This window comes from Bradyrhizobium sp. HKCCYLRH3061 (assembly GCF_051168015.1).
Classification (GTDB): domain Bacteria; phylum Pseudomonadota; class Alphaproteobacteria; order Rhizobiales; family Xanthobacteraceae; genus Bradyrhizobium.
The window spans coordinates 20,079-38,879 of the sequence record NZ_JBNPUE010000030.1 but is presented as its reverse complement, the minus strand read 5'-3'; the positions used below and the strand labels follow the sequence as shown (position 1 = coordinate 38,879).

The following is an 18,801-nucleotide window of genomic DNA, read 5'->3' as shown; positions in this document are numbered from 1 at the left end:
AACATTCAACGCCATCTCCAAGAGCCGCCAAGAAAACGAGAATACCAAGCGCTAATTTGGTAAGTTAGCGCCAATGGCGGCGTCCCCTCACCCTGCTCCTCTGGTCATGCGGCGATCCAGGCGTGGGCCTCGGCCGCCTCGGACAGCGAAAACACCCTGGTCGTTGCCGGCATCATGAACGCGAAGAGACGTACCGCCGTCCGGATCCATTCGATGTCGGTCACGACCGCGATCCTGTCCCAGCGCATCAGATGCTCGATGCCGATCTTGAAGTCTTCCCACATTGCGCCGGCATCGAGCGTGAAATCCTTGCCGGTCTCGTAGTATAATCGAAGAGTCCGGTTGGCTTGAAGTCCGGCGAGCACGGCGGGCGCCAGCACCTTGTCATAGTCCTCCTTCGTCACCCGGCCGCTGCAGCGGAACCCGACGACCTGGTCTGGAAAGTTCGTGAGCTGCTCGATCATGGCGTCCTCCTGTCGTTTTGTTGTGAAACCGAGGGGTTCGATCACGACGCACTCGATCTTGACCCTGCGATCTCGACCTTGCAGAGACTGGTTTGGCGGACCTGGCATCGGCTCGGTAGCTTTAGCGTCAGTCTCTCTGCGCGCTTGTCCGAGCGACCGTCAGATCCAACGCCCGCGCTGGATCTTGATCCGGCCGGCCAGTATCCCGGCTGCTGTCCCTCGATCGCGAAACGGCTCCATCTCGCCACCGACTTGCAGCCAGTCGACGGCACCCGCGACATCATCTCGCTGTCCTCCGCCTGCGCCCTACAGACCGAGACGTCCAGCCAGGCCGGAAGTCCGGCCGGGATCCGGTAACGTGCGGATGCAGTCGATCCGTCTTCGCGCGGGCCGCAAGGCGCTCGGTTGGTGTTTCCTTGTTGACCATGCCCATGGCGCTGACTCCCCACCGTTGGTCGCCCCCTGACGTGAAACGCACTTCGCGACATCCGGTTGCCGTTTCAGTACCGGATGCGTCAGATGTGGCCACAGGACGCGCCGGCCGCCGCAACGATTCTGCGGAGTCGCCCCTCGCCGAGGCGTCGGGTCGACACGGGGCTCGCCGCATGTCCGTCGTTCATCCCGCACACAACGCGTGGCCTGCCGCCGGCGATGGGGAGAGCACCGGCAGCAGGCTCCGTATCGGCGCGTCAGCCGATCGGGACCGCAACAAAATGGGTATTGGCGGCGGACTTGACCCGCATCAGCACGTCGCGCTTGCCGGCGGACCTTGCCTCCGACAATGCGTTGCGCAGTTCGGCGACGGTGCCGATGGTCCTGCCACCGACATCGAGAATCACATCGCCGGACTGCACACCGTGCTCCGCCGCCGGGCCGTCGGGATCAACGGCGGTGACAACGACCTTGTTCCCGGCGCCCGCCACGTCCTCTGCGGGCGCGACTGACAGACCGAGATGTGGCACGCCGCGAGCCGTGCCGTTGTCGTGATCGTCGGAACTGGCCTGCTTCTCCTGCTGGTTCGGCATGTTCGCAAGCGTCACAGCGATGGTCCGGGACTCACCCTTGCGAAGGATGTCGAGCTTTGCCGAGCTTCCGGGGGCCATCGCCGAAATCCGGCCCGCCAGGGCGCGCGAGTCCTTGATGGCTTCACCGTTGACGGCCGTAATGACGTCGCCAGGTTCAATCCCGGCTTTCGCCGCCGGCGTATCCGGCTTTGCTTCGTCGACCAGCGCGCCGGCGGCGTTCTTCATGCCGAGGCCTTCTGCGATACCTGCCGTCACCGGCTGGACCTGCACGCCGAGCCAGCCCCGGGTGACCACGCCCTTGTCCTTGAGCTGGGCAACGATCATCTTGACCGTCGGCGCAGGTATATCGAAGCCGATGCCGACCGAGCCGCCTGTGGGCGAATAGATCGCGGTGTTGACGCCGATGACATCGCCGTTGGTATCGAAGGTGGGACCGCCCGAATTGCCCTTGTTGATCGGCGCATCGATCTGGATGTAGTTGTCATAGGGGCTCGAGCTGAGCTCGCGGCCTTCCGCCGAGACGATGCCCGCCGTGACGGTGCCCCCGAGGCCGTAGGGATTGCCGACCGCCACGACCCAGTCACCGACGCGCGGCGTTTTGCTGTCCAGGTTGACATAGGTGAAGTCCGACTTGCCTTCGACCTTGATCAGCGCGACGTCGGTCTTCGGGTCGGTCCCGATGACCTTGGCGGTATAGGACTTGCCGTCGTCGGTGGTGACCTGCACCGACTTGGCGTGGTCCACGACGTGGTTGTTGGTCACCGCGTAGCCGTCGGCCGAAATGAAGAATCCCGAGCCAACTCCCGTAATCATCTGGTGGCGACGCATCTTGCCTTGCGGGCCGTCGGCGAATCCGTATTGGCGGAAGAACTTCTCGAACGGCGTTCCCTGCATGGACGGCTCCCCGTTCGGCCCCAGCATGTCGGTCTCGTCACCTTCGTCGACACTGACGCGGACGGAGATCACCGCGGGCCTGACCTTGGCGACCAGATCGGCGAAGCCAGTGGGGCCCTGCTCGCCCTGGGAAGGCGCCGCCGCCCAGGCCTGATCGATCAGGCGGCCATAGCCGAGCGGTCCTGACAGCGCGATCGCCGAACCGATCACGGCAGCCGATCCGAGCAAAGTCAGGCGCCGCGCGGGCATGCTCCTGCGGCGAGGTTGTTGATTGCTGTCCGACATGGATTGTCTCCTTCGAGATGTTGCGCCTCACGGCGTTGCACGAAGGAGTAACGCTCGTCAGATTACTACGTCCTGTCCGACGAATTAATTCATCCTTTCGGCGAGATGAATTCGTAGTAAGGCGGCATGCGCTGCCGAAGCACAGAAAGATGAACTGTTCGGCTGCGATCGCCCGGCGGACTGCGGCGTTCGGCATAGAAGGGCTCTTAGGTGAAATGGAGCGATCGATGGCCAAAGATGCAACATCGCCAACAGCCGCCGCAGCTACGGCACTGACGCGGCGCGACTTTCTCTACGTCGCCACCGGAGCATTCGCCGGTGTCGGCGCAATCGCATCGTTGGTGCCGATGGTGGCGCAGATGGACCCGGATGCCTCCACCCTCGCCGCAGGCGGGCCGGTCGAGTTTGACGCCTCCAAGCTGCAGCCGGGGCAGCAGGCGGTGGTGCGGTGGCGCTCAAGGCCGATCTTCATCGTCAACCGTCCGCCCGAGGCGCTCAGGACCTTGCAGGACGCGAACCTCGTCGCGCGCCTCTCGGATCCTGGGTCGAAGGCCATGCAGCAGCCTCCTTACGCGACCAATTGGCATCGCTCGATCGAACCCAGATACGGCGTTCTCGTCGGGATCTGTACGCATCTCGGCTGCATCCCGCTGTTCTATCCCGACCCAAGCACACAGATCCCGGTAGCGGGATGGAGCGGCGGATATTTCTGTCCGTGTCACGGTTCCAAATACGATCTGGCGGGACGCGTCTTTGCCGGCGTTCCCGCACCCTACAATCTTCCGGTGCCGCCCTATCGGCTCATCAACGACGGCACAATAAGGATCGGCGAGAACCCGCCCGATGTGAGCTGGGACTTCGACTCCGTTACGCAGGTCTAGTAGGCAGATCTAGAACGCCGCCGGCATTCGCGTCTTTTGTCCGCGGCCTCGGGAGCGCCCCCACATTGCCCGCATACGCTGAACTCGCCTCCAGCTGGCGTCGGTTCGACTAATGGCAGCAGCCGGGGGTCATGACGGCATCGAATACCCTATTCGACGATGTCTTCTTCGCCGCCAGCGCCTGCCTGCAGATCAGTGAGCTCCGCAGCTCGTTCCGAGAGTCTCCTCAGCAGCATGTCCAATATCTGTGCGTGTTCATCGCTCAGACACGCTGCCAAGTCTCTGTTGTACGCCTTGGTTATCCGTTGCGCCTGCTCGTACAGGGCCTGTCCCGTGTCCGTCAGGGAAAGTGCCAAGAGTCGCTTATTTTTGGGGAGCCTTGCCTTCGCAACGATTCCGCTGCCCACGAGCCTACCGACCCCTCGACTTGCAGGCTCCAGCTCGATGTCGGCGACTTCGGCGAGTTCGCTCAGGCTTATGCCGGGACGTTGCGCGAGGTAAGCAAGAATGCGCCAGTCGCGCCGACCGATCCCCAACTCCCGTCGTAGCATGATGCCCGCGCCCCGCGCGGCGAGCTTTCCAAGATTATAGATACGAAACGCGAGATACTCGTCAATGTTTGACGGATCCTTCAAATTGCTCATGACGTTCCGGCTGAGGGTGGAGGATGGCGGATGAGGTGACGTTTTCGAAACATACCGTCGTTTGACAATCTCCAACAGCAGCATTGTGCATCGCAGAACACATTTGATTTGGTCAAACGTTCGTCGACCATTGACGCTGAGCCGAAAGACACACATCAACGATCGAGCCGCGTCCCTAAATGGACCAAGCTGATAAAGGTGGCGACGGCCACAGGCCCCCCTGCTATCAGCAACCTCGAAAATGTCCGGTGTTCAGATGCAAGCAATCGAAACTGGCATAGTGAGACTAGTTGCTTCTACAATTGCGGCCTGTGTTCTGCTGTGGGGAAATCCCTCCGCGGCAGATGAGATGAAGGTGACTTTGCTCGGAACCGGCACACCGACTCCACGGATCGGAAGCTTCAGTGCGTCAACACTCGTCGAGGCCGGACCCGAGAAATTGCTGTTTGATATGGGGCGGGGCTCGACCATTCGCCTCTTCCAGAAGCGAATTCCGCTCGGCGCCATCACCGCTCATTTCATCACGCATCTCCACTCCGACCATATTGTCGGCTTGCCTGATATGTGGCTCAGCGGCTGGATCGGAACGCCCTGGGCCTCACGAAAATCACCGATGGTGATCTTCGGGCCGGCCGGAACCGTCGCAATGACGCAAAACCTGACCAAGGCGTTCTCGGAGGATATTCGCATTCGCGAGGATGACGAACATCTGCCGCCGGAAGGCGTGGCATTTAATGCGCACGACATTCAGCCCGGACTCGTCTATGAGAAGGGCGGCGTGAAGGTCACGGCGATTGAGGTCAACCACGGTGAGAAGATCAAGCCAGCCTTCGGCTACGTGATCGAGTACGGCGGCAAGAAAGTCGTTCTATCGGGTGACACCAAATATGACGAGCGAATCGTGAACGCCGCGAAGGGCGCCGATCTGCTGGTTCACGAGGTCGCAATCATCGAACCTGATCTCGTGAAGGATTATCCCTCTTATCGTGCTATCGAAGCCCATCACACTTCACCGGAGGAAGCCGGGCGGATCTTCTCGCTCGCAAAGCCGAAGCTGGCGGTCTATTCGCATGTCGTATTCGCGACGGTGAAGCCGGTGCAGGATGTGCCCGAGGAGGCGCTGCTTCGGCGCACCCGCGCGACGTACCAGGGTCCATTAGTCATCGGACACGACCTGATGTCCTTTTCCGTCGGAGACGGCGTGTCGTCCTATAGTCCAGATGGGGAGCCCATGAAGCCGTTGATGGGCGATGGCCAGCGCTGATAACCACACTTGGTGACGATCTGACTGTGAAACTGCTTGGGGAACTATCCTCCCTCTGAAACTCAGATGCGAGCGCTGCGCTCATGTCCCGTGGGCAAAGGCGCGTGTTATCGCCCGCTGCGCGTATTCTCATTGAACGGTGATCCCCGCCGACAAAGGCTCTGAATGTTGGCGTTCGGGACAAGCGCGAGCTGCACAAACTCGTTACGGGCCTCACCAGGCGTATTTGACTTCCGGGGCATGCCGCACCTCCATTTAGGGGTGACAAGCTCGGCGGGTGAGCCAGGGGCTTCAATCAATCTGACCTTAGGCGGGCAACGCCTGGTCTATACCGGGCCTCAAGCAGCCGTCCTCGTTCACGACGCCTTGGTTCGATCTGCTCCCATAGGGCAGCGTTCCTTCCGCGCTGCGCTACGATGACCTTTTCGAGCTTGGCAAAAGGCGCGTTCCCCAACAAATGGCGGACGTCACCCAGTTCCTGCAACCTGCCTAGGGGCCGGCCGTCTTCGGAGAAGCGAGTAACGGCAGACTGTCGCACTTCGGCCACGCTCTCGGACCGCTCCCTGGCCTTTACGTCCGCCTGGCAGGCTTCAAAGGAAACCGGTGCCTCGGGAAGCCAATGCCAGTCGTCTCAGTCTCCTGGGCCCGCGCTGGGGCCTGTCACCTATAGTTTTCGGGATCGGAAGAACTGACGCCTCGTCGCGGCAGAAATCTCGGTTACATGCCTCGCGCTCTCTGCCGCGTCGACCTTCTCGCGTCGCTGCTCCGGGTGCGGCTTTTATCAAGGCGTTCGTGCTAGCCCGACGCCAATTGCTTTTCCACCGCCTTGTGATCCTGCGCGAGGCCGGCGGCGATGCCCTTGGCCATGTCGCCGACATAGATGTCCTCCTCGCCGGTCTCGTAGCCGTCGAGAATTTCCTTGGCGGCCTCGGCCGGCGTCATCTTCGGGATCGGCAGGCCGGCCGTCATGCGCGTGTCGACGGCACCGGGCAGCGCGCCGGCGACGTGGACGCCCTTCGGCGTCAGTTCGCCGCGCAGTCCTTGCGTGAGGCTCAGCGCCGCGGCCTTCGAGGCGCAATAGGAGCCCATCAGCGGCAGGTTCACCCGCGCCAGGATGGTCAGGATGTTGAGCACGGCCCCCTGGTTCTTGATCAGCACCGGCGCGAAGGCGCGCGTCAGCCGCAACGGCGCGAGGTAGTTGATCTCGATCTCCTCCGTGGCGATGGCGAGATCGGGCGCGAGCATGAACGCAGTGTTGTGATTGACGCCGGCATTGTTGATCAGCAGCGTCGCGTCGGAAGCCTGTGCGGCGGCGGCTGCCGCGTCCCCATCGCTGGTGACGTCGAGCTTCAACGGCACGACCCTGTCGGACGCCGTGAGCGCGCAGACGTCGCGGGCGGCGGCATAGATCTTCGCAGCGCCGCGGGCGAGCAGCTCGGCGATGAGCGCCTTCGCGATGGCGCCGGTGGCGCCGGTGATGACGACGACGGAGTCCTTGATCGAAGCACTCATGCGGCTGATCCCTGCTGCTGGGGTTGCTCACGGGGCGAGGTGTCGTCGAGCCAGCCCGGCTCGACATCGGGGAACGGAATGGCGGCCAGGAGCTGGCGCGTATAGGCGTGTTGCGGATGGGAGAAGATGCGGCCGACCGGGCCGTGCTCGACCACCTCGCCGCCCTTGAGAATGGCGACCTCGTCGCAGAGCACGCGGATCACTGAGAGATCATGGCTGATGAAGACCACGGTCAGCCCGAGCCTGGCGCGCAGCTCCTTCAACAGCATCAGGATGTGCGCCTGGGTCGAGACGTCGAGCCCGGAGACGATCTCGTCGGCGACGATGAAGTCAGGCTGCAGCGCCAGCGCGCGTGCGATGCCGGCGCGCTGGCGCTGGCCGCCGGAGAGCTCGTGCGGATAACGGTCGACGAAGGCTGTCGGCAGGCCGACGAGATCGAGCAGCGCGGCGGCGCGGTCGCGGCGATCGCGCCGGCCTTTCAACTGTCCATAGACCTCGAGCTGGCGCGTCAAGGTGACCGCGAGCGGCAGGCGCGGATTGAGCGAGGATTGCGGATCCTGGAAGATCATCTGGATGCGCGCGCGCAAGGGGCGCAGCGCGGCTTCCGACAGATGGCTGATCCCGATGCCGTCGAACTGGATGCCGCCCGACGTCGGCTCCAAGAGCCGCACCAGCAGCCGGCCCAGTGTGGTCTTGCCCGAACCGGATTCGCCGACGAGGCCGAGCACCGCGCCGCGCGAAACGGCGAGATCGACCGACTTGATGACGTCGCGCATGACCGGCTTGCCGAACAGCGATTTCGATCGCGCCGGATAGGCGAAGCCGAGCTGGCCGGCGCGCAGCAGGATCTCGCTCATGCCGGCCTCCCCGCCGCGAGCTGATCGAGCCTGTGCGCCTCGGCCCACAGGCTTTCGATCAGCGCCGGAGGCACCGGCTTTAAACTATCCGCGGGACGGTCGGCGCGCGGCGTTGCCGCCAGCAGCGCGCGCGTATAGGCGTGGTGCGGCTTCACCAGCACGTCCGAGGTCAATCCATCCTCGAGCACGCGGCCGGCATGCAGAACGGTCATGCTGCGGCAGACCTTGGCGACGACGCCGAGATCGTGGGTGACGAACAGGATCGCCGCGCCGTGGCGCTGGCGCATCCGCTCGACCAGTTGCAGCACCTGGCGCTGCACGGTGACGTCGAGCGCGGTGGTCGGCTCGTCGGCGATGACGAGCGACGGGTCACAGGCGAAGGCCATCGCGATCAGCACGCGCTGGCGCATGCCGCCGGACAGCTCGTGCGGATAGAGATGCAGCACACCGGCGGGATCGTGGATCGCGACCTCGGCAAGCAGCTCGGCGGCGCGATCGCGCGCGGCACGCTTCGACAGCTTCAGATGCAGCTGCAACACCGCGCATATCTGCGCGCCGATACGCCGGACCGGGTTGAGCGACGTCATCGGATCCTGCGGGATCAGCGCGATGCGCCGTCCCAGCAGGTCGCGGCGCTGCTTGTCCGGCATCGCCAGGAGGTCGCGACCCTCGAAGCTCACGCGGCCGGCCGTGATGGCGGCCTTCGCCGGCAGCAGGCCGAAGATGGTGCGGCCGACCATCGACTTGCCGGCACCGGATTCGCCGACGAGCCCGCGGACCTCGCCGGCCTCGACGCGCAAGGAGACGCCGCGCAGCACATTGGCGGCGCCGATCGCGACGTGGAGATTGTCGATGTCGAGCACGGCACTCATCGGCGCTGCACCGGATCGAGCGCGGCGCGCAGGCCGTCGCCGAGCAGGTTGAAGCCGATCACGCTGACGATGACGGCGCCGATCGGCAGCGCCATGATCCAGGGCGCCTGGTAGACGATCTGCCGTCCCTCGGTGATCATGCCGCCCCAGCTCGCGGTGTCGCCGGTGACGGAGATGCCGACGAAGGACAGGATGACCTCGACCAGGATAGCTATGCCCATCTCGACCGCCAGCAACGTGACGATCAGCGGCACGAGGTTGGGCAGGATCTCGAGCCGCAGCGCCTGCGCGCGGGTGAGGCCGAGCACCCGGGCCGCGGCGGCGTAGTCGCGCGCAAGCTGGGCCTGCGTTTCGGCTCTGGTGATGCGGGCGAAGCGGGTCCAGTCGACGACCACGATCGCAGCAATGACCGAGGTGAGGCCGGCGCCGATGACGGCGGCGAGCACGATCGACAGCAGCACCGGCGGGAACGCCATCCAGACGTCGATCAGCCGCGACACCAGCTGATCGATCCAGCCGCCGAAGGCGCCGGCAATCAGGCCGAGTGCGATGCCGATGACCGCAGCGAGCAGCGAGGCGATCAGCGCGACGGAGACCGCAGTACGCGCGGAATATATCAGGCGCGACAGCACGCAGCGGCCGAGGCTGTCGGTGCCCAACGGAAACGCCGCCTCGCCGCCGCGCATGAAGGCCGGCGGCAGCTGCGCCGACATCAGATCCTGCTCGGCCGGATCATGCGGCGCGATGACCGGGGCGAACAGCGCGATGAGCAGCAGCAGCGCGACAAGGCCGCCGCCGATCCACAGCCGCGCGCCGCCGCGTGAGAGAGCGCTGCGCCAGCGCGACGGCTGGGCCGTGATCGGGCCAGAAAGAACCAGGTCAACCATGGCGCAGCCTCGGATCGAGCAGCGCCACCAGCAGGTCGACGGCGAGATTGAGAGCGATGAACAGGACGGCGAAGGTCAGGATCAGCCCCTGGATCAGCGGGAAGTCGCGGTTGATGACGGCATCGATCGCCATGTTGCCGATGCCCTCGTAGGAGAAGATGCGCTCGACCAGCACGGTGCCGCCGAGCAGCAGGGTGATCTGCACGCCTGAGAGCGCGACCGTCGGGATCAGCGCGTTGGGGAACACCTCGCGCTGCAGGATCGTGGTGCGCGAAAATCCGCGGGTGCGGGCGATCTGGGCGTAGTCCTGGTCCTCGGCCTCTGCGAGCTGCGCCTTGAGGAGACGCGCGACCAGCGCGGCGAAGGGCAGCGCGAGCGCCAGCGACGGCAGCAACATATGGCGCAAGAGATCGGCGGCGACGTCGAGGCGCAGGGTGAGCAGGCTCTCGATCAGATAGAAGTGGGTGCGGAAGGCCACGGCAAGCTGCGGATCGAGCCGGCCGGAAATCGGCAGCAGCGGCAGCAGCACGCCGAAGCCGAGCAGCAGGATCAGGGCCCACAGGAAATCAGGAATGGCGAGAAAGAAGCCGTTGGCGGTGTCGAGCAGCCATTCGGCGCGGGTGCCGCGCGTGAGGCTGCCGACCAGCGCCACGGCTCCGCCCATCACGAGCGCCATGATCACCGAGAGCGCTGCGAGCTCAAGGGTCGCCGGCAGCCGCGCGCCGACCAATTCGAACACCTGCTGGCGCAGGCTGATCGAGCGGCCGAAATCGCCCGACGCGACTTGGCCAAGCCAGGTGATGAACTGCGACAGCAGCGGCTGATCGAGGCCGTAGAGCGCGCGCAGCCGCGCAATGTCGGCCGGCGAGGCGCCGGGCGGGATCATCATCGCGATGGGATCGCCGGGCACCACGCGCAGCAGCACGAACACGATGGCGCCGACGCCGAGCAGGGTCGGCGGGATCAGAGCGAGGCGCTTGAGAATGGCGCTCCAGCGCATCGCCCGACTCCGTCTCAGCCCTGGGTCACGAGCTGCGGCAGGATCATGCCGTTGGCCTGCGGCACCACCTTGAGGCCCTTCTTGTGCACGATCGGTTGGACGTATTGCAGCAGCGGGATCACCTCACCCTCCTCGGCGATGTATTTGTCGACCGCTTTCCAGCCGGCGATGCGCTTGGCCTCGTCCTTCTCGCCCCACAAGGGCCCGATGCGCTCGATCAGGTCCTTGCCCTTCCAGGCTGAATGTGGCGACGGGCCGAACATCGCAAAGCCGGTCGAGGTCGTGGGATCGCCGATCGCGTTGCCCCAATTGTAGAACGCCGCCGGCGCCAGCGCGTGGCGGGCGCGCAGCTCGAAATGCTGCGCGATCTCGTAGACCTCGATGTTGGCCTCGATGCCGATCTTGCGCCACATGCCGGCGATCGCCTGGACCATTTCGTAGTCCTTCGGCTTGAAGCCGCGCGTGGTCTGGATGGTGAACTTGACCGGCTTAGCGGCCGAGTAGCCGCTCTGGGCGAGCAGGCTCTTGGCGAGCTCCGGATCATAGGCGACCTTGATCGAGGGATCGAAGGCGGCGTAGCCCGGAGCTTCCAAGGTATCGATCGGCACGCCATAGCCGCGCAGCAGCTTGTCGACGATCGCCTTCTTGTCGATGGCGTGGTTGGCGGCGAGCCTGATGTTGCGGTCGAGCATCGGATCGATGTCGGTAAGGAAGATCATTCCGATGTCGGAGATCGGCTGCGTCAGGCCTGCCAAATTCGGCTTGGCCTTGAGGCGGTCGAACTCTTCATAGGGAATCTCGAAGGTGATGTCGGAGCCACCGGACTCGATCTCGGCGACGCGGCTGGTCGGATCGGTGACGAACTTGAAGACGACGGTCTCGAACGCCGGCTTCGGCCCCCAATAGCCGGGATGCGCCTTCAGCCGCAGGAACGCGTTGCGCTCGAAGGCATCGACCTTGTACGGGCCGGAGCCGATCGGCGCCTTCTCAAAGCCCTCCGCGCCGACCTTCTCGTAATAGGCCTTGGGCAGCACGTAGCCGGTGAGGAACGCCATCCATTTGAACAGCACCGGCTCGAACTCTACCACGTCGGCCGTGATGGTCTGGCCGTCGATCTTGAAGTTGTTGATCTTCGACCAGACGAACTGGATCGGGTTGCCGCCCTTCGGATCGGCGGCGCGGGTCAGCGACCACACCACGTCCTCCGGCGTCACCTTGGAGCCGTCATGCCAGGTCGCGTCGGAGCGCAGCTCCATCGTGACCTTGGTGCGGTCCTCGTTCCAGCCCCACTTCGTCAAGAGGCCCGGCTTGAACGAGAGATCGGCGGCCTGGCCGATATAGGGATCGAAGATGGCCTGGTAGATCGACTGGATGGTCGGATTGACCGCCGAGACGCCGACGGTCGGATCGAACGACGGCAGGTTGACGTTGTAGGCGATGGTCAGCGTGCCCGGCGCGGCACTGGCGGGGCGCAGCGGCAGGCCGGTGGCGAGTGGCAACGCAGCTGCGCCTGCGAGCTGCAACATCGTACGACGAGAGATCTGATGGTCACGCATGGTGATGCAACTCCGCATGGACGAAGGACGATGAGCGAAGAGAAGCGACGTCCCTGCCGACGCCGCCGGACGAATTGATCAGTTCGGCGCGCTCTCGGCCCAGCGCTTCATCAGCGTGTTCGAGGGCAAGGATTCGTCGACCAGCTTCTTCGCCGTCTCGATGCCGGCGACCGGGAGCTTCGCCGGATCGAGCAGGCCGATCTGCACCAGCACCGAGGCCTGATCCCAGTAGATGTGCTCGTTGTAGAGCTTGTCGCCGCGGAAGCGGACGATCGCAACCAGCGGAATCTCGACATATTTGCCGGTCGGCGGGATGCCGGGCAGCATCCAGTCGATCTCGATGTCGTGGGTGAAGCAGAACAGCATCTCGTCGACGACGCGGTCGGCGCCGATGGTGCGCGAGATCGGCACCAGCTTGGTGTCCGCCGGCGTCTTCGGAATGAAATGGTTGGCGTAGAACCTCAAGAGATCCTTGTAGCCGACGCCGCCGGTCATGGTCGGGATGTGGTTGACGTAGGGCTCGGCGACCATGGTGCCCATCGTCGCCTCCGCCGAGCGGGTGGCGAATTCGAGCTCGGTGTGACGGTCCCACAGCGACGACAGATCGTAGTGCGGGCCGAGCACTTTCCGGAACAGCGCGATCGAGCGCGAATGCGCCATCAGGGTCGCCGGCTTGTCGAAGCTGGCGCGCTCCGGCGCGGCGAAGGCGTGGTCGCAGCCTGGATAGAGATAGAACTCGGCATCGTCGCGGCCGGCAAAGCCGGCCTTGACCGCCTCGCGCGCCTCGGCGGGCGCGAACTTGTCGAGCTCGGCGAAGTGGAAGACGATCGGGCCCTTGATGTTCTTGGCCTCGGCGATATCGGCCTCGATGCCAACGCCATAATAGGAGACGGCGCAATCGACGTCGGTGCGGGCGGCGGTGAGATAAGCGAGCTTGCCGCCGAGGCAGAAGCCGAGCGCGCCGACCTTGCCCTTGCACTCGGGACGGGCGCGCAGCACCTTCAGCGCGTCGGCCGTGTCCTTGATCGCGAGATTGACGTCGAAGCGCTGGTAGTAGCCGAAGGCTTTACCGAAATCCGCCTCACCATAGCCGAGCTCGATGCCCGGCTCGAAGCGCCAGAACAGGTCCGGCGCCAGCACCACATACCCTTCCTCAGCATAATAGTCGGCGACCGCGCGCATCGAGGCGTTGACGCCGAAGATCTCCTGCAGGAGCACGATGCCGGGACCGGAGCCTGACGCGGGCACCGCCAGATAACCCTTGAACGTGCCGCCATCGGCGGCGGCGATGTCGATCCACTGACCAGCCACTGTCGTGCTCCCCGGTTCTGCCGGCCGACGTCCACGGTGACGCCGCGCCTGATGTATTTTCTTCATTGAATTTTTAATGTAAAAACGTTGGATGTAAACAGCAGAGATTGAGCATGCGCTGCACACGCATTGTGCGGAGCGGCATCGGGAGACGGGCTATTGAAGAGGACGACGAGCGCTGGGGCGAGGCGCAAGACCGTGGCGGTGAAGGCGAGAGTGGCGGGCGGCAAGGCGCGGTCACGGTCAGAGGCGGCTCGCGATGAGGCCGAGAGCGGCAGCAAAGGCGACGCGAAGGGAGCGTGGCATCTTGCGCGCAGTGACACCGAGCGACGGCTGTCCGACTTTGAATTCGCGCTGGAGCGGCTGGCCCAGTCCTATTATCGCTGGAAGGCTTCCTGCCTCGCCGCCGTTTGCGAGGTGCCGCTGACCGGCGACGATGTCGCCGTCCTCAATGTCGTACGCATGGGCGACGAGCCGAAGCGGCTCGCCGAGGTTGGCCAACTGCTCAACCGCGTTGACGTGCCCAATCTGCAATATGCGACGCGCAAGCTGGTCCGCGCCGGGCTGATCGAGACCGAAGGCCGTTCCTCACGCAAGGAGACACGCTACCGCGCCACGACACGCGGCCGCGCCGTCACCGAGGATTATGCGGCCTTGCGCGCGGCAACCCTGTCGCCGATGTTCGACGGCCTACCCGGCTGGATCGACGGCTGCGCCGCGACAGCGGCTCAGCTTGACCAGATGGCGGGGCTGTACGGCCAGGCGACGCGCATCGCGATCACGAGGCGGCACCAGTCCTGACCCGCCTCAGCGCAATATTTCGACCTTGGACCGCTATGTCGCGACTGTGGACGCGCTGAGGCCGTTCATTTGAGCGCCCCATCTCTGGAGGCTAGATGGACGGAGAGAGAACAGGCCTTTGCCCGCAGCCTCCGGTCGTGTGGGGCACGACAGGGGCGAAAGGCCAGAAATGAGATCAATGGCTTATGCACCCCTCCTTCTTTTGAGGCGCCTTGATCTCAAATGGGAAATTTTAGCGGCGCCCGCACCGTCCAATGGTTGGGCTGGGCTAGGACGACCCGCCAAAGCCACGGCCTCAGGATCACAACCGCGCCCAAGGGGGAGGCGCGGAACCATCTCTAATTCCGCGCCATTGATGCCAACAGGCAAACAAGCGCATCCCGCAAAACGAGAAAACGACCATGAGAGACGATCCATCGCTCCCGCCGTTCATCTATGAAGGGCTCTATCCTGCCGAGGACAAGAAGACCGCCTTTGGCTCCTTCGCTGGTCTCGTAAAGCAGGCTGCGAAGCAGGTGCGCAGCGCCGTGGAGTCCGGGCGCAAGCCAGGCATGCCGCTCAGCGTCCTAAGCAACGCCGCCCGCCGGGCCCCGCTTGCTTCTCTGCTGTTCGCGTTCCTTCTGGGCGCTTCGATAGCCCGCCGAAGGTGAATGCCACCAGCATGGGACTTTTCCCGAGGCGCTCGAGAGATAGTGCAACGTAGCCCCTGCCCGTCCGCGCAAGATTCTCCAACTGCCGGCAAGCGAAGCGCAACCAGACGACGATCTTGGCCCCGAGATCGTCCGGCTCTTCTGAGTTTCGCCTTGAACGCTATGCTTCCGCGCTGACGGACGCCCGAACGCCGAGGTGCAACGTGCCGGTGATCCGATATTGCAGGATCGCTGTTGCTGACCGTGCCGGTTCACCAGCTATCTTTCCAAACGTCCTCTTTTAGAGAGTCTGCTTCAGCAGATCTGAAGGCTCAACACCCAGCGCGACAGCCAGGGCTTGGACCTTGTCGAGTTGCTGCCGATCTACCAGCTCTCAAGCGACCGTCGACATTGTTGACGCAGGTCAACGCTCTTGGCGATGGACATGTCAGTCTTTTACAATTTAAGGTTAATCGCGACCAAAACTTAGCGAGAGGGATGAGGAGACTTCCCATGCGGCTCGGCGGTCATACTGCAGCACTAGGCATGTTGCTTGGCGTCCTGGCCTTCCCCAGCGTCTGCCAGGCCGGCGGCAGCCTCTATTCTTTCGAGGTCAACATGGACAAGGCGAAGCTGTTCGATCCCGACTCCGGCAAGCGGGTCTGACACCCCTCCGGCTGGATGCAGGACCAGCCTTGGTGTTGGAGCTTGATGGAAATCAACCTCCCCGCCTGCAAGATCGAAACAATAGCAGCCTGTCATCACGGTTGCTGCAAGTGCCTACGCTTTCTTTAGCGGCTCCCCTTTGCGGCACGCGGAACCGTGGTCGAGAACTGCATCGGTCGGGCCGCAATGGTTTCACAGTCAGGATGCCGCATGCATAAACATATTCTAATCCCGACGGACGGCTCGACGTTGTCGCAGGCTGCGGTTGAGTACGGCATCGCCCTCGCCAAGTCGGCTAGCGCCAAGGTCACGATATTGACCGTATCCACCCCCTTCCACACCTTTGCCGTCGAGCCGGCAATGGTCACGGACACGCCGGCGCAGTACGCGAAGCAGGTCGCGGCCCTTGCCACGAAGTACCTCGATGCGGCCAAGCAGGTCGCGTTGGCCGCTGGCGTCGGCTGCGAGGCCGTGCATGTCGAACATGATCATCCTTATCTGGCCATAGTCGACATGGCGAAAGCGAGGTCATGCGACCTGATCGTCATGGCATCGCACGGCAGGCGCGGGATCACCGCCATCATGCTCGGAAGCGAAACGAACAAAGTACTGACACACAGCAACGTGCCGGTGCTTGTCGTTCGCCCGCCGGACCGGCCGTTCGTCTCCGTCGAATCCTGAACTCGACCGCTTCTGCGGCCGAGGTATGACTGCTCGCGTCTCATGGATGCTGCGCCGGGCAATGCCGAAGCACCCCAGGATCTCGCCGAGACGGTCACCGTCTCAAGATGACACCCGCCAAGGCAGACGGCCGGCGCTCACACCCTTGCCGAGCGCACTTTCGATGCCCACCGGCGTCCAATATCTTGCACGCCGGTTGACACACCTCGCCGCAGCCCAACCGTATCGCGGGGCGATCTGCTCGGCGCGCTTCGCTGAAATGTCGCAGGCTGCCTATCAGCACGCAGCCATTCAGGCCGCAGTTGGCGCCGCTCTTTCACGCTGCTCGGCCAGACTGCGCTGCAGGGCCTCCGCAAACATTACGACCCTTCGCTTGGTACGTAGCCGATGCGACCTCACGTGCCGTGATTGCGAGACATCCGACTGGAGGCTTGCCCGCGAGTTCCTGCATCTGGCCGAAGGCTCTGTCGCTGCCTGCCCCGCCCAGCGTGCAAATGAACGCCACCGCAGGAAGTCTTGACCTGCTTGCCAGCAGGAAGGCGCGGACGGGCGACGAAAGCGACCAGGCCCACACCGGCGTGCCGACAACAACGAGATCATAGCTCGATGGATCCTTGGCTATCGTAGCAATGCGCGATGGGACCTGCCGTCGCGCTTCGATCACCGATCGTACATAACCACGCATCCCTCGCCGGCTTACGGCCTCGACGATCTCTTCGCTGTCACAGCTCAGCGCTGTCCAGGCCGGCGTAGCCCCAGTCGAGCACGTGGTTATTGGCCAGGACACAGCGGTCGATTCCTGCTGCGATGAGGCAGCCCGCGTTCTCTGGGCTCATGCGGTAGTTGATGCCCTTGTGAGCCCCGTCGTTACTTTGGGTCACGGCCGTTTCGAGATTGACGATCCGTGCATCCGGCTGCATGCGCGCGAGTTCGTCCAGGGCGGCGCCCCAGATGTAGGATGGTGCATTGCGCCGCGAAATGGGGCCGCTCGCCTGCTCGGCAAGGACCACATAATCCTCGGCCGACCGCGAGGCCTGCTGCTCGATGAGCTTCCGAGATGCGTCAGATGAAGCTGGACGGGTCGCAGTCATCGTCAGCGCGAAGGCGAAGGATCTTGGAGGGTCGAATTCGGGTCCGCTGCGACGGGCGGTTTCGCCCCGCTGTCTTCGGGGCCACGCGTACAAGGAAAGCTGAAGGCGCCGTCGTCGATGACGTGACGAGCATGCCGCGTCGATTGAGGCATCTCAATTTCAATAGATTGGACTTTGCCTAAGCTGGAGGTATCCGGGCTGGGACGACGACGATGACATTTCCCACGGGCTGGTGGATCCAAGGTGTCGCCATCATGGCGGCAGTCGCGCTGCTCGGCTCCTCTGCGAGCGCAGGATGCAGCTTCGAGGACGTTGCCAACGCGTTCTGCGGAACGCTCAAGGCAACATCGGACTGCAAGTCTGTTTGCGAGGATGACGCATCCTGCGCTGCCGCGGTCGCACTTGAAATAGCTCTTGCGGGGGTCGCCCTCGAAGGATCGGACACCGGAAAAGGACAAGGGCTGGTCGATCAATTCTGCGCGGAAGCCAAAGTGAAGGGAAAGGATATCGTCGGTGCGCTGAACACGATATTCGGCAATGCAATCGCGAAGGAAGTGCTCGGCGATTTGTCAACTGAGCTCGCAGCCGTGGGCTCAGCTGCCAAGGTTGTGCAGTGCGCCTGTGAAACGGAGCAGAGCACGAATTCGATCGGCGCCGATATCGGCGCGTGCATTCAAGATGCGTTGTGCGGGGGGCTGGGGATCGGCTGCAATTGCTCGCGGCCACCGCCTCAGATGGCTTATTGCGGATCGGTCGACGTCAAGCATTGCCAGACGGAAGGTCACTTCGATCAGATGAAGGACCCCGCCTGCGTTCCCTACAGCTCGATTGCGAACTGCAATGACAAGTGGCAGAAGTGCGGCTACGGCGACAATATCCCAACGGTGGAGAGGATTGAGTCGGCGGAGGGAACGCTGGCCGTTCAACTACCTCCCACGCAAGAGGATACGGGCTGTGACCCGGTCATATCTTGCTTTTGTCCCAAGCCGATGGTGCCGGCCTGGCACGAGATCTCCAATCCGAACAGCGACGTGCATCGCTGGCTATTCGCCTGCGATTGTCCATATGAGGCCAACAATCCGGATCATCAAACACACCCAGGCCCGATCCTACCGAGCGGCTTGTCGCAGTGCCTCTGCGACAATACGGGTAAGCCGGCGAACCTGGGTTTTGCGCCGTTCGGCATGTGTCCGCCGCCGGCGTGCCCCGCGGGACAGACGCGTATGGGCCTGACCGGTGCGTGTGTGACACCGTGCTCCGATCCAACCCAGGGCATGGCGTTTGATGGCAGTTGCTGTAATCCCGCGCAGATGACGTCCTGCGGGCAATGTTGTCCGGTGGGCACGATACCTGACCCGAACAGCGGCACCTGTGTGCCGAAGCAGGCGGTGAAATGAGATTGGCGTCGTGACGCCACGGCCGGCACGATCGGCCGTCTATCGATTGACGCATCTCAAATTCAATGGACGCGGGTTCGGTTA

General features: G+C 63.7%; 17 protein-coding genes. 6 read left to right on the top strand and 11 right to left on the bottom strand.

The window, feature by feature from the left end; genetic code table 11:
• Window positions 1-104: 104 nt before the first annotated feature.
• Entirely contained in the window at window positions 105-464 is a 360-nt protein-coding gene (locus ACQR2C_RS31495) for an STAS/SEC14 domain-containing protein (protein WP_316218437.1), read from the bottom strand.
• Between the two features lie 689 nt (window positions 465-1,153).
• Window positions 1,154-2,668: a Do family serine endopeptidase gene (locus ACQR2C_RS31490; RefSeq protein WP_434882867.1), complete on the bottom strand. Its 1,515-nt coding sequence runs from the start codon at window positions 2,666-2,668 to the stop codon at window positions 1,154-1,156.
• A gap of 149 nt (window positions 2,669-2,817) precedes the next feature.
• Here ACQR2C_RS31490 and petA point away from each other — a divergent pair, with 149 nt between their 5' ends.
• Window positions 2,818-3,549: a ubiquinol-cytochrome c reductase iron-sulfur subunit gene (gene petA, locus ACQR2C_RS31485; RefSeq protein WP_434882866.1), complete on the top strand. Its 732-nt coding sequence runs from the start codon at window positions 2,818-2,820 to the stop codon at window positions 3,547-3,549.
• Between the two features lie 149 nt (window positions 3,550-3,698).
• Here petA and ACQR2C_RS31480 read toward each other — a convergent pair whose 3' ends face one another.
• Window positions 3,699-4,193, bottom strand: a complete 495-nt coding sequence (locus tag ACQR2C_RS31480) for a MarR family winged helix-turn-helix transcriptional regulator (RefSeq protein WP_434882865.1) — start codon at window positions 4,191-4,193, stop codon at window positions 3,699-3,701.
• A 349-nt stretch (window positions 4,194-4,542) separates the two neighbouring features.
• On the opposite strand from ACQR2C_RS31480, the gene ACQR2C_RS31475 reads away from it, so the two are divergent.
• Complete coding sequence (locus ACQR2C_RS31475) at window positions 4,543-5,457, top strand: MBL fold metallo-hydrolase (protein ID WP_316218434.1); 915 nt, start codon at window positions 4,543-4,545, stop codon at window positions 5,455-5,457.
• A 795-nt stretch (window positions 5,458-6,252) separates the two neighbouring features.
• Here the strand turns inward: ACQR2C_RS31475 and ACQR2C_RS31470 are convergent.
• The 7 genes from ACQR2C_RS31470 to ACQR2C_RS31440 form a co-directional block, all read right to left on the bottom strand.
• Window positions 6,253-6,969, bottom strand: coding sequence for an SDR family oxidoreductase (locus tag ACQR2C_RS31470; protein ID WP_434882864.1), 717 nt, complete (start codon window positions 6,967-6,969; stop codon window positions 6,253-6,255).
• Window positions 6,966-7,826, bottom strand: a complete 861-nt coding sequence (locus tag ACQR2C_RS31465) for an ATP-binding cassette domain-containing protein (protein ID WP_434882863.1) — start codon at window positions 7,824-7,826, stop codon at window positions 6,966-6,968. The genes ACQR2C_RS31470 and ACQR2C_RS31465 overlap by 4 nt, the downstream gene beginning before the upstream one ends.
• Complete coding sequence (locus ACQR2C_RS31460) at window positions 7,823-8,698, bottom strand: ABC transporter ATP-binding protein (protein WP_316178416.1); 876 nt, start codon at window positions 8,696-8,698, stop codon at window positions 7,823-7,825. Before ACQR2C_RS31460 ends, ACQR2C_RS31465 begins: the two co-directional genes overlap by 4 nt.
• A complete protein-coding gene (locus tag ACQR2C_RS31455; RefSeq protein ID WP_315802394.1) occupies window positions 8,695-9,585 on the bottom strand; it encodes an ABC transporter permease in 891 nt (296 codons plus the stop codon). The genes ACQR2C_RS31460 and ACQR2C_RS31455 overlap by 4 nt, the downstream gene beginning before the upstream one ends.
• Window positions 9,578-10,585: an ABC transporter permease gene (locus tag ACQR2C_RS31450; protein WP_315802393.1), complete on the bottom strand. Its 1,008-nt coding sequence runs from the start codon at window positions 10,583-10,585 to the stop codon at window positions 9,578-9,580. The genes ACQR2C_RS31455 and ACQR2C_RS31450 overlap by 8 nt, the downstream gene beginning before the upstream one ends.
• A gap of 14 nt (window positions 10,586-10,599) precedes the next feature.
• On the bottom strand, window positions 10,600-12,141 hold the full coding sequence (locus ACQR2C_RS31445; RefSeq protein WP_434882862.1) for an ABC transporter substrate-binding protein: 1,542 nt from the start codon (window positions 12,139-12,141) through the stop codon (window positions 10,600-10,602).
• Window positions 12,142-12,219: 78 nt separating this feature from the next.
• A complete protein-coding gene (locus ACQR2C_RS31440) occupies window positions 12,220-13,452 on the bottom strand; it encodes a dienelactone hydrolase family protein (protein ID WP_316178411.1) in 1,233 nt (410 codons plus the stop codon).
• A gap of 159 nt (window positions 13,453-13,611) precedes the next feature.
• Here ACQR2C_RS31440 and ACQR2C_RS31435 point away from each other — a divergent pair, with 159 nt between their 5' ends.
• From ACQR2C_RS31435 to ACQR2C_RS31425, 3 genes are all read left to right on the top strand, one after another.
• A complete protein-coding gene (locus ACQR2C_RS31435) occupies window positions 13,612-14,253 on the top strand; it encodes a helix-turn-helix domain-containing protein (protein WP_434882861.1) in 642 nt (213 codons plus the stop codon).
• A gap of 401 nt (window positions 14,254-14,654) precedes the next feature.
• Window positions 14,655-14,903, top strand: coding sequence for a hypothetical protein (locus tag ACQR2C_RS31430; protein ID WP_315802389.1), 249 nt, complete (start codon window positions 14,655-14,657; stop codon window positions 14,901-14,903).
• An 855-nt stretch (window positions 14,904-15,758) separates the two neighbouring features.
• On the top strand, window positions 15,759-16,229 hold the full coding sequence (locus ACQR2C_RS31425) for a universal stress protein (protein WP_434882860.1): 471 nt from the start codon (window positions 15,759-15,761) through the stop codon (window positions 16,227-16,229).
• Window positions 16,230-16,951: 722 nt separating this feature from the next.
• Here the strand turns inward: ACQR2C_RS31425 and ACQR2C_RS31420 are convergent.
• Window positions 16,952-17,320 (bottom strand): CapA family protein, encoded by a 369-nt coding sequence (locus tag ACQR2C_RS31420; RefSeq protein ID WP_434882859.1) that lies wholly within the window; start codon window positions 17,318-17,320, stop codon window positions 16,952-16,954.
• 212 nt (window positions 17,321-17,532) lie between these two features.
• On the opposite strand from ACQR2C_RS31420, the gene ACQR2C_RS31415 reads away from it, so the two are divergent.
• On the top strand, window positions 17,533-18,717 hold the full coding sequence (locus ACQR2C_RS31415) for a hypothetical protein (protein ID WP_434882858.1): 1,185 nt from the start codon (window positions 17,533-17,535) through the stop codon (window positions 18,715-18,717).
• The last annotated feature ends 84 nt before the right edge of the window (window positions 18,718-18,801 follow it).